The 12141-nt window shown below is 42.5% G+C and carries 8 protein-coding genes; all 8 read left to right on the forward strand.

Annotated elements, in window-relative coordinates:
• The first annotated feature begins 15 nt into the window (after positions 1–15).
• The 8 genes from ACFSMW_RS03305 to ACFSMW_RS03340 all read left to right on the forward strand — a co-directional run bounded on the left by ACFSMW_RS03305 (position 16) and on the right by ACFSMW_RS03340 (position 12027).
• The gene (locus ACFSMW_RS03305) at positions 16–2205 is read left to right on the forward strand and encodes a penicillin-binding protein (protein ID WP_390352987.1); all 2190 of its coding nucleotides are present in this window, start codon (positions 16–18) and stop codon (positions 2203–2205) included.
• A gap of 80 nt (positions 2206–2285) precedes the next feature.
• Positions 2286–4217: a stage V sporulation protein D gene (locus tag ACFSMW_RS03310; RefSeq protein WP_390352989.1), complete on the forward strand. Its 1932-nt coding sequence runs from the start codon at positions 2286–2288 to the stop codon at positions 4215–4217.
• 227 nt (positions 4218–4444) lie between these two features.
• Positions 4445–5920 (forward strand): UDP-N-acetylmuramoyl-L-alanyl-D-glutamate--2,6-diaminopimelate ligase, encoded by a 1476-nt coding sequence (locus tag ACFSMW_RS03315; protein WP_390352991.1) that lies wholly within the window; start codon positions 4445–4447, stop codon positions 5918–5920.
• 2 nt (positions 5921–5922) lie between these two features.
• A complete protein-coding gene (locus ACFSMW_RS03320) occupies positions 5923–7302 on the forward strand; it encodes a UDP-N-acetylmuramoyl-tripeptide--D-alanyl-D-alanine ligase (RefSeq protein ID WP_390352993.1) in 1380 nt (459 codons plus the stop codon).
• Positions 7303–7370: 68 nt separating this feature from the next.
• Positions 7371–8360: a phospho-N-acetylmuramoyl-pentapeptide-transferase gene (mraY, locus tag ACFSMW_RS03325; protein ID WP_390352994.1), complete on the forward strand. Its 990-nt coding sequence runs from the start codon at positions 7371–7373 to the stop codon at positions 8358–8360.
• On the forward strand, positions 8360–9709 hold the full coding sequence (gene murD, locus ACFSMW_RS03330) for a UDP-N-acetylmuramoyl-L-alanine--D-glutamate ligase (RefSeq protein WP_390353904.1): 1350 nt from the start codon (positions 8360–8362) through the stop codon (positions 9707–9709). The genes mraY and murD overlap by 1 nt, the downstream gene beginning before the upstream one ends.
• A gap of 87 nt (positions 9710–9796) precedes the next feature.
• The gene (spoVE, locus tag ACFSMW_RS03335; RefSeq protein ID WP_390352996.1) at positions 9797–10906 is read left to right on the forward strand and encodes a stage V sporulation protein E; all 1110 of its coding nucleotides are present in this window, start codon (positions 9797–9799) and stop codon (positions 10904–10906) included.
• A gap of 350 nt (positions 10907–11256) precedes the next feature.
• A complete protein-coding gene (locus tag ACFSMW_RS03340; protein WP_390352997.1) occupies positions 11257–12027 on the forward strand; it encodes a cell division protein FtsQ/DivIB in 771 nt (256 codons plus the stop codon).
• The last annotated feature ends 114 nt before the right edge of the window (positions 12028–12141 follow it).

The raw sequence follows: 12141 nt of genomic DNA on the forward strand, positions 1-12141 counted from the left end.
TCAGGTGAATGAATGATGAAAAAGAATAAAATGACCAACATAATGGCCGGAGTCTTGATTATTATTTTTACAGTCATGTTCGTGGGTGTAACCGGACGCTTTTTATACATACAGGCTTCGGGAAATGTCGATGGGGTATCTCTGAAAAAATGGGCAGATAAGCAGAGAACAGCCTCATACTCCATTCCGGCTGAACGTGGTAAAATATTTGATAGTAACGGAATGACGCTCGCGTATGATAAGCCAACGTTCCGAATTTTTGCCATTGTGGATGGGAAGTACTCTACAAATTCAAAGGAGCCAATGCATGTCACAGATCCGGAAAAAACGGCTGAACAGCTGGCTCCTTTACTGCGTACTGATAAAAATAAATTGGCAGATATCATGCAAAAAGGGATAGATGACGGGAGAAGCCAGGTTGAATTCGGCAAATTGGGGAAAGGTATCAGCCAAAAAACAAAAGAAAAGATCAGTAAGATGAATCTGCCAGGTATAGATTTTGTCAAGGAATCTACAAGGTACTACCCGAATGGCATGTTCGCTTCGCAGATTATAGGATTCGCTAAAACAGAAGAGAAACAAACAAAAGATGGTTTTTATGTGAGGAACATCCATGGTATCACGGGTATGGAAAAGCAGATGGACAAGCTTCTTCATGGAAAAAAAGGTCATATATCCTATGAAAGGGATAATTATAACAGCAAGCTGTTAAACCCGAAAGAAGTCATTACCAAACCAGAAGACGGCGATAATGTTTATCTGACGATTGATCAAAAAATCCAAACACTTCTGGAGGATGTATTGACTCAAGTCGAGCAAAAGTACGAACCTTCGCGTATGACTGCGATTGTCATGAATCCGAAAACCGGGGAAATACTGGCGATGAGCAATCGGCCAAGCTATGACCCGAATAACCCCGTGAATGTAAAAAACTGGTACAACGATGCGATATCAACACCATTTGAACCAGGATCCACTATGAAAATATTCACTTGGGCAGCAGCTATCAATGAAGGTGTATATAAAGGGTCTGATGCCTATAAATCCGGAAAATACCGAATCAATGAACGGATTCAGCCGATCGTCGACCATAATGGCGGAGAAGGGTGGGGGACGATATCTTATGATGAGGGCTTCCAGCGTTCTTCCAATGTTGCAGCTGCGAAGCTTGCTTGGGAAAAACTCGGACCTGAAAAATATTTAGATTATCTCAAAGCATTTGATTTTGATAAAAAAACGGGAATAGATTTGCCTGGAGAAGCTCAAGGTAAAATATTGTATAACTGGCCCCTGGAGAAAGCAACTACCTCATTTGGACAGGGGAGTACCTTGACGCCAATCCAGCAGATGAAAGCTGCTACAGCTATAGCCAATGATGGAAAGATGCTGCAGCCATATATCATCAAAAAAATCATTGATCCTTCAAACAAAAAGATAATAAAAGAAAAAAAACCTAATGTAGTTGGCAATCCTATTTCTGCGGAAACATCAAAACATATGCGGGATTTAATGGAGACAGTTGTTTCCGGAAAACACGGAACAGGGCAAGGTTTTAGTTTGAAAGACTATTCTGTTGCCGGCAAAACCGGAACAGCGCAGATACCGAACGCAGATGGCGGCGGCTACCTGACAGGATACGATAACTATATTTTCTCTTTTCTCGGTATGGCGCCTAAAGATGACCCCCAGTTGATGATGTATGTTTCTGTGAAGCAGCCGAAATTAGAGAAAGATGACGGTTCATATGAATTGGGTTCAGCGCCTGTTTCGTTCATCTTCAATAATGTGATGGAGAATGGCTTGCATTATTTGGATATTGAGCCAGATGAAAAGAAAGAAAAAAGCAATTCCAAAATTGCAATGCCGGATGTGACCGGAGAGAGTACTGTTGAAGCAGAGAAGATTTTAAAGGACAAAGGGCTGAAACCGGTCGTTCTCGGTGAAACCGGAACAATAACCAAAACCAGTATACCTGCAGGAACAAAATTATTACAAAATGAAAAAGTGCTACTGCTGACAGATAAGCCGCTAATGCCGGATGTAACTGGATGGTCATTACGTGAAGTAATGCAGTTATCCAATCTGCTGGAACTAAATTTGACCACAAGTGGAAACGGCTACGTGACTTCACAGAGCATCAAACCTGGGCAATCAGTAAAAAAACATGTTAAGTGGAATGTGAAGCTGCAAAGTCCAGACAGTTGATAAAAAAGAAAAACAGTGTTCTATTCGTTTATTTGATTCATATAGTTGATACAAGCCTATCTATGAAGAGGGGATGAAATGTGAAGCGTGTATCAACTGTAACAGTCAGAAAACGTTTGATCGCTGTTTTTCTTATTGGTGTGATCGTGTTCGGTGTCATTGATATCCGTCTAGGTTATGTTCAGTTTATTTTAGGGGATAAGCTGATGGCGCTTGCCGATAATTCATGGAGCAGGGATATCGTGTTTGAGCCGGAAAGAGGGCTTATTCTGGATGCGAATGATGTCGTTCTGGCTGAAAATGTAACTGCTCCATCAGTAGTAGTGGTGCCTAGACAAATCAAAAATCCCAAAGAAACAGCGGAGCACCTTTCAAAAATATTAGGAATGTCTTTTGATAAGGCATATGAGTATGTTACAAGGTCTGCCATGTCTGTAAGTCTTCATCCGGAAGGACGGAAAATAAATGCCCAGCAGGAAAAGGCACTGCGTACCTTGAATATGGCTGGGGTTTATCTGTCCAAGGATTCCAAGCGCCATTATCCGTTTGGTGATGATCTGGCTCACGTACTTGGTTTTACAGGAATTGATAATCAAGGTTTGATGGGACTTGAGCTTAATCATGACGACAAACTCAAAGGCAAAAAAGGTAGTCTTTCGTATTATTCTGATGCAAAAGGCAAAAAAATGGAAAAATTAGCTGACGTCTACAAGTCGCCCGAAGATGGATTGGATTTAAAAACAACGATTGATTCAAAAGTACAAACAATTATGGAGAGAGAACTGGATTTAGCCGTGGCAAAATACAATCCGGATGGTGCGCTGGCTTTGGCTGTCAATCCTAAAAACGGAGCGGTGCTTGGCATGGCGAGCAGACCAACTTTCAGCCCGGAGGATTATCAAAAGGCTGATGCGGATGTTTATAACCGGAATTTGCCGATTTGGATGACTTTCGAGCCTGGATCCACATTTAAAATCATCACACTAGCTGCCGCATTGGAAGAAAAGAAAGTTGATCTTGAAAAAGATCATTTTAACGATACGGGATCCATCGAAGTTGGAGGAGCGAATATTAGATGTTGGAAAAGCGGGGGGCACGGTGATCAAACGTTTTTAGAAGTGGTGGAAAATTCCTGTAACCCTGGTTTTGTCAACCTCGGTCAGCGTCTTGGAAAAGAGAAATTGTTCAGCTATATCCAGAATTTTGGTTTTGGAGAGAAAACCGATATCGATCTGGCTGGAGAAGCAAAAGGCATTTTGTTCAAACCGGAAAATGTTGGACCAGTTGAGCTGGCTACCACTTCTTTCGGACAAGGTGTATCCGTTACGCCGATTCAGCAGGTGATGGCAGTTTCGGCCGCTGTGAATGGAGGTAATTTGTATGAACCTTTTATCTCCCAGGAATGGCTTGATCCCAAAACAAAAAGAGTGTTGGAAAAACATGAACCGAAATTGAAAAAGCATGTAATTTCTTCTGAAACATCAAAAACGGTAAGAGGAGCATTGGAAAGTGTAGTCGCCAATGGGTCAGGAAAAGGGGCATACGTAGATGGTTATCGTGTGGGAGGCAAAACCGGTACTGCCCAAAAAGTTGGCGAGGGCGGCAAATACCTTGCTAACAACCACATAGTGTCATTCATCGGGTTCGCCCCGGCAGATGATCCGCAAATTGTGGTATATGTCGCTGTCGATAACCCAAAGGACACTGTTCAATTCGGCGGAGTGGTCGCTGCCCCGATTGTTGGAACTATTATTGGAGACAGCCTGCGCGCGCTTGGAGTCAAGCAGCGAAAGGGTGGTCTGAAAAAAGAAGTACAGTGGCCTGAGCAGCCTAAAGTAGAAGTTCCAGATTTGATTGGCGTGAATAAGGATGAGCTCTTGGAGTACCTGGTCGATTTGAACATAGAGACTAGTGGGAAAGGCGAATATATTCTGGATCAGGAGCCTAAACCAGGAACTGAGCTTGAAGCCGGATCAACCATTCGTCTCTATCTGTCTGACAGTAAGCGATAGGCATTCAAATTGAATTGTCGATTACTCACAAGGTGGGCTGCAGCATCAATTTTATTTTAAAACGAGAAAACCGTCGAGATTGACATGAAAATTTGGTATAATAATTTGGATGTGAATTACTTCATCCGGGAATTACGGTCGGAAAATAACTTTTTTACCGAATGCTATAATGGCTGTACTTGTAGTTCCCGGATAATTCTATTTATACCAAAGAGGATGTTTCATTTATGAAATTAGCTGAAATACTTTCCAGTATCGATTTTTATGAAACTGCTGGACACATGGACGAAAATTTGGAAATAAGCACAATAGAAATGGATTCAAGAAAAGTTACGGAAAACAGTTTGTTCGTTTGTATAAAAGGGCAGACGGTAGATGGACATGATTTTGCTGGGCAGGCTGCCGACAAAGGTGCAAGTGTGATACTTGCCGAGAGAAAAATAGAGACAAAGCTCCCTCTCATTATTGTAAAAGATACATCAAGAGTACTAGCGATCATCAGTACACGTTTTTATAACAATCCAACGGGAAAGCTCCCTTTGATTGGGATAACCGGGACAAATGGGAAGACAACTGTCAGTTATCTGCTTGAGTCTATATTCAATAATCAAAAAAAGAAAACAGGCGTGATTGGTACCATACAAATGAAAATTGGAGACAATGCTTATCCTGTTCAAAATACGACGCCCCATGCATTGTTTCTACAAAAAACCTTCCACGATATGCTAGACCAAGGCGTAGAACAAGCGATTATGGAAGTGTCGTCGCATGCCCTGGACCAAGGCAGGGTCTATGGGTGTGATTACGACATTGCTGTTTTTACTAACCTGTCACAAGATCATTTAGATTATCATAAAGATATGGATGATTATTTGCGGGCAAAGTCTTTGCTGTTCGCTCAACTCGGCAACAGTTATGACCATAAGAAAAAATATGCTGTTATCAATGCGGATGATGATTCTTGCGAACTTTTAATGAGGAGCACCGCACAGCAAGTATTGACATATGCCTGTGAAAAAGACGCAGACATCATTGCGGAAAATATATCATTGCATGCGGGTGGTACAGCTTTCAAATTGTCCACGCCAGTTGGTGAAACAACCATCAACAGCCGGCTTATCGGTTTATTTAATGTGTACAACATGCTGGCGGCCTGTGGTGCGGCAATCGCTGCGCAAGTCCCGCTTGAAAATATCAAATCGGCTTTTGAGGAAATTACGGGAGTAAACGGAAGATTTGAACCTGTTGACTGCGGGCAGGATTTTGCTGTGATTGTGGACTACGCCCATACACCGGATTCTTTGGAAAACGTATTGTTGACAGTGAAGGAATTTGCAAAACGTGATGTTTATGTCGTAGTGGGCTGCGGCGGTGACCGCGACCGGGGCAAACGGCCCTTGATGGCACAAATAGCTGTCAAATATGGCGATCATGTGCTATTTACCTCTGATAATCCCCGAACGGAAGATCCGGAAGGGATTCTAGCAGATATGACCGCTGGTGTAAAAGACAGTGAGGCAGTATATGAAGTGATTGTCAGCCGGGAGCAAGCCATTTCGGAGGCGGTTAAACGGGCGGGTAAAGATGATGTGATCCTGATAGCAGGCAAAGGCCATGAGACATATCAGCAAATCGGCTTGGAGAAACATCATTTTGATGATCGCGAAATAGCGGCTGCAGCGATAAAAAATAAGGAGCGTTAATCATGTTGTTTAATACAGATTGGCTTATGCGCCTGTTTGAAGACTTTACCGGAATGCCAGAAAATGATGTTTCTGTGCATTCTGTGGAAACAGACAGCAGGAAAGCGGCGGAAAAATCCCTGTTCGTTCCACTCGTAGGTGAGAAATTCGACGGCCATGATTATATCAAACAAGCTTTTGATAATGGCGCGATTGCCACGTTTTGGAAGAAAGGCAAACCACTGCCGAATTTTTTGCCCGCAGATTTCCCTGTGTTTTTTGTTGAGGACACTTTGCTCGCAATGCAACAGCTAGCCAAGGCATATCGGGATAAAGTTGATCCTGTCGTGATTGGCATTACTGGTTCAAATGGAAAAACAACAACAAAAGATCTTGTTTCGGCAGTTGTTTGGCAAAAATACAATACTCACTTTACGAATGGGAACTTTAATAACCATATTGGGCTTCCACTGACAATCTTATCTATGGATCCGAAAACGGAAGTCCTGGTTCTTGAAATGGGTATGAATCATTCGGGCGAAATTGCAACATTGACAAAAATTGCCGAACCGGATTACGGCATCATTACGAACATCGGGGAAGCACATATTGAGTACCTTGGTTCAAGAGAAGGGATAGCCAGGGCAAAGCTTGAAATTCTTCAAGGACTTAAACACGATGGTATCTTCATTTTTAATGGAGATGAACCGCTCTTGCAAATGCAGACATACGCGCAGGAGACAATCACATGCGGTTTTCATGAGGATAATGACATTGTCATTCATGATGTGTCCGTGGAAGCCCAGCAAACAGTTTTTCGGTTAGGTGCAGATGAAACGTATCGGATTCCACTGCTTGGCGAACACCACTGTCAGAATGCAGCTTACGCCATAACTGTCGGAAAAAAACTTGGTTTGCAGCATCATGAAATCCAACGGGCTTTTGATGAAATGAAACTGACCGGGATGCGTTTTGAAATGCTGAAAGGGAAAAATGGTTCTATCATCATTAACGATGCTTACAATGCATCTCCAAGTTCGATGCGGGCATCGATCGAAGTGGTGAAACAGTTAAAACCATACGCAGTCAAAGTACTTGTCCTTGGGGACATGTTTGAACTGGGAAGCGATGCTGAGCAATGGCATCGTCAAATGGCGGATTCCATTACTGAACCTATCAGCGCAGTGCTTACATATGGCCATGATGCGCAATATATCGCTTCTGCAATGAACAGCGGACAGACAGGGATCACTTGCGAACATTTTGCATCTAAGGAAGAACTGCTGAAAAATTTGCAGACTTACTTGAGGCCAGAAGCTCTGATTCTATTCAAAGCATCAAGGGGAATGAATTTTGAAACAATGGTTAACGAAGTACTTGAAGTAACCAATCTGACAGAATAATTCTGTTAACAGATTGAAACAAATTTATTTATAGCGATGGACGGTATGATGTACGAGGAGGAGAACAAGTGAATGTAACCATTTTAATCATAACCATTTTAATAGCAGCTCTGGTTACCGTCCTTTTGTCACCGATAGTTATTCCTTTTTTAAGACGATTGAAATTTGGACAAAGCATTCGGGAGGAAGGACCAAAATCGCATCAAAAGAAAAGCGGCACACCTACAATGGGCGGTCTGATGATTATTTTCAGTGTGGTTGCCACATCAATTATCATGGCTGTAAAGGTTCATGCTGGCGGTACGATCAGCTATCAGCTTTGGCTGCTGATATTCGTGCTTGTGGGATATGGTCTGCTCGGATTTTTAGATGATTATATTAAAGTAGTCATGAAAAGGAACCTTGGATTGACTTCGAAACAAAAGCTTGCCGGCCAGCTTGTAATCGCCCTTGTTTTTTATTTTATACTGCGGGCCCAGGATTTCCCTACAAGCATTCAAATACCCGGAACAGATATTTATTGGGAGCTTGGATGGGGCTATGCCATACTGATTATCTTCATGCTGGTAGGGTCTTCCAATGCTGTCAATCTGACAGATGGCCTCGACGGCCTGCTGGCTGGTACAGCAGCGATAGCTTTTGGGGCGTTCGCTGTACTGGCTTGGTACGATATACCCCAGGAAGATGTATTTATATTTTCCCTGGCAGTTGTAGGTGCCTTGCTCGGATTTTTGGTGTTTAATGCCCATCCGGCAAAAGTATTCATGGGGGACACGGGATCCCTCGCCTTAGGCGGTTCGATAGCGGCTATCGCCATATTGACGAAGCTTGAAGTGCTGCTTGTCATCATCGGCGGTGTATTTGTCGTGGAGACTTTATCCGTTATCATTCAAGTCATCTCGTTCAAGACGACTGGTAAAAGGGTATTTAAGATGAGTCCTTTACATCACCATTATGAATTGCTAGGCTGGTCAGAATGGCGGGTAGTGACAACCTTCTGGTTGATCGGACTGTTGTTCGCTGTTCTTGGGGTATATATTGAGGTGTGGGTAGGATGATGAATAAATTTAGTGATTTTCCATATACGAATGTACTTGTTCTGGGTTTGGCTAAAAGCGGCACAGCAGCGGCAAATTTGTTGGCTGCCAATGGTACCCGTGTTATTGTCAACGACGGCAATGCCAACGCGGAAGACGAAAACATCAAGGAACTGGCAAGACGTGGCGTTAAAACGGTGGTAGGTTCTCATCCGCTCTCCGTACTCGAGGGTGTAGAGCTGGTGGTGAAAAACCCCGGTATAAAATATGATAACCCCGTTTTGGTGCATGCACTTGAAAAAAGTATACCTATTGTGACAGAAGTTGAACTTGTCAACTATTTGACAGAAGCGAATATCATCGGCATCACTGGTTCAAATGGAAAAACGACAACAACGACCATGGTTACCGAAATGCTTAGAAACAGTTCTCTCCCAGTTAAAGTAGCTGGAAACATTGGAATTGTCGCTTCAGAAACGGCTGCGACAATGCTGAAAGGCGAAAATCTTGTTTTGGAACTATCATCGTTTCAATTGCAGGGGACGAAACATTTTCGGCCCCATATTGCTGTCTTGCTCAATATTTTTTCTGCGCATTTGGATTATCACCACACATTGGAAAACTATATTGCGGCAAAATCACGCATTTTTGCCAGACAAACACCTGATGATTTCGCCGTATATAATGCGGATGATGCGGTAGTTTGCGAGGCGGTCCGGCAATCAAAAGCCGAAAAGATCCCCTTCTCAGTGAAGCGAAGGTTGGAAAATGGGGTATGGGCAGATAGGGATGCAATCTATTTCTATGATGAGAAGGTTGTTGACCGTGCTGAGATAGTGCTTGTTGGCGAGCATAACCTTGAAAATATTCTTGCGGCTGTTGCAGCAGCTAAACTATCAGGAGCTTCTAATCAAGGAATCAGGAAAGTTTTAGGTTCATTCAATGGCGTAAAACACCGTCTGCAATATGTAACGACAGTTCAAGGACGCAGGTTTTATAATGATTCCAAGGCTACCAATATTTTAGCGACTTCAAAAGCGTTAACCGCATTTGATACACCGACCATATTATTAGCAGGGGGGCTTGACCGGGGCAATGGTTTTGAAGAAATGCTTCCTTTTCTGAAACATGTCAAAGCAATGGTTTTATTTGGAGAAACAGCACATAAAATTCATGATACGGCAGTTAAAGCAGGCATTGAAGATATCGTTTTTGCTGACGATATAACGGATGCGGTTCCCAAGGCGTATGCTTTATCAGTGCCAAAGGATATCATACTATTATCCCCAGCATGCGCCAGCTGGGATCAATATAAAACTTTTGAGCAAAGAGGAGACATGTTTATACAAGCCGTGCATACATTAGAGTAGGGGCTTGTCTAACTTAACAAATATAAGCACATTATATCGTGATGTAATGCAACGCCCCTGGCACTAGAAGTGAAGGGGTGTTGTTTTTTGCAGAAAAAATCGGATCTGAAGGAAAAGCCAGACTATATATTGCTTTGGACGATTATAGCTTTGCTTGTAATCGGCGTTATAATGGTATTCAGCTCATCTTATGTGTGGGCAGGCTACAAATACGGCGACGCGTATTATTACTTGAAGCGGCAGCTGCTGTTTGCCGGTGCCGGTATAGCGGCTATGTATGTTACCATGATGATCCCTTATGGAACATGGAGAAAATACGCAAAGATCATATTGATCATCTGTTTTTTGCTCTTGCTGATGGTGTTAGTTCCTGGAATCGGCATGAAGCGGGGAGGAGCCCAAAGTTGGATTGGAGTTGGTGCATTCAGCATCCAGCCCTCCGAGTTTATGAAATTGGGACTGATTATCTTTTTGTCTGCCACACTGGCGGTGAAACAGAAATATATCACTTCATTTACAAAAGGCTTTTTGCCATTACTATTACTTATATTTACAGCGTTTGGCATTATCATGCTGCAGCCCGATTTAGGTACGGGAATGGTTTTAGTGCTCACGTGTATGGCTATGCTATTTACGGCGGGAGCCAGGATCTGGCATTTTGCATGGTTGGGAATAATTGGAGTTGCAGGCTTTGTATTGCTCATTGCTTCAGCCCCCTATCGCATAAGCAGAATAACAGCATATTTGAATCCATGGGAGGATCCGTTGGGTGATGGTTTTCAGATTATCCAGTCACTTTATGCAATCGGACCTGGACATTTACTTGGGATGGGGCTTGGAAATAGCTTGCAAAAATATTTTTATTTGCCGGAGCCGCAAACTGATTTTATTTTCTCTATCTTAGGCGAGGAATTGGGTTTCATTGGCGGTACGGTTGTCATATTGTTATTCGCGCTGCTGTTTTGGCGGGGAATCAAAGTTGCACTTGAGGCAGCGGATGAATTCGGGAGGTTTCTAGGCCTTGGGATCGTATCGATGCTTTGTATACAAGCGATGATCAACATTAGTGTAGTGATTGGTCTGATTCCTGTAACTGGTATCACGCTACCGTTTTTGAGCTATGGCGGGTCTTCACTAACACTTACTTTGTGTTCAGCCGGAATATTGTTGAATATCAGCCGGACGACGAAGTTATGATTTGTTTTAAAAGGATCTTGCCTCACTGACAGGCAAGATCCTTTTTCTGTATTGCGAACAAAGGCCGGTGACCCATTTACAAGCGACAGTTCCGGCCTGCTACTCCTTGTCAACTGGAGATATATTCATGAAAACCGGAATGCTATATTTTTTTCGCAAACTGATAATGTCACTGTATGTTTACACCTTCAGTATGTTATAATGCTAGATAAATAGATATTTTTTGCCTCTATCTGAGTATCTTTTAGCATACTTTAAAAAGCAGGCAGCCTGCCGGGGTGTTATGTAACAGGTGGTAAAACTGTAAGACACAGCCAAATTGATTACAATGGATAAAGGAAGACATGTGGATGGACAATAATACAGACAGTAAAAACATTGTTTCGATTGAGGATCGTATCCCTAAATTGAAGCATGCAAGAAAAAAGAAAGCCAACAGACGAATGATAAGTTATATTTGTATTTTTTTCTGTTTGATATCTATCATCGTTTATCTCCAATCCCCTTTAAGCAAAATCAAAAAGTTGGCAGTCACCGGCAATTCATATTTGACGGATCAAGAGATTATTCAGCAGAGTAAGTTGACAAAGAATACAAACATTTGGTCAGTCAACAAAAAGGAAACAGCCCAAAAATTAGAAAAAAATCCAATCATCGAAAGCGTAGAAGTCCAGCGTAAGTTACCCTGGACTGTTCAGGTGAAAGTGAAAGAGCAGCCTATGGTCGGATATATCGAAAAGGAAGGACGCTATATTCCGGTGCTGGAAAACGGCGCTGTTCTGAAAGATCGTGCCAAAAATACCAGTGATGGCAATGCGCCTGTATTAAGTGGATTTTCCGACACTGCTTTTTTAAAGCAGATGACTTTACAGCTGCAAAAATTGCCTGATAGAATTTTCGGGATGATTTCAGAAATACACTGGGTGCCGACAAAAAAAGACCAAAGCAGGATACTGCTTTATATGAATGACGGGAACCTCGTCTCAGGAAGAATCAATCATTTCTCTGATGACATACGAATTTACCCGTCAATCACAGCCCAGCTGGATCCAGCGAAAAAAGGGATTGTACATATTGGGGTCGGCGCCTATTTTGAAGCCTTCAAGAAAAAGAAAGAATAGGCCGACATCATGTAGAATCACAACTTATGGCTGTAAAACAGTCGGACCAGACAATGTCGTCTCGTACAAATATAAGGAGTTTTAGCATAAAGTTGGCATAAGCCAAATAAAGGT

This window comes from Tigheibacillus halophilus (genome assembly GCF_042683165.1).
GTDB lineage: Bacteria > Bacillota > Bacilli > Bacillales > Amphibacillaceae > Tigheibacillus > Tigheibacillus halophilus.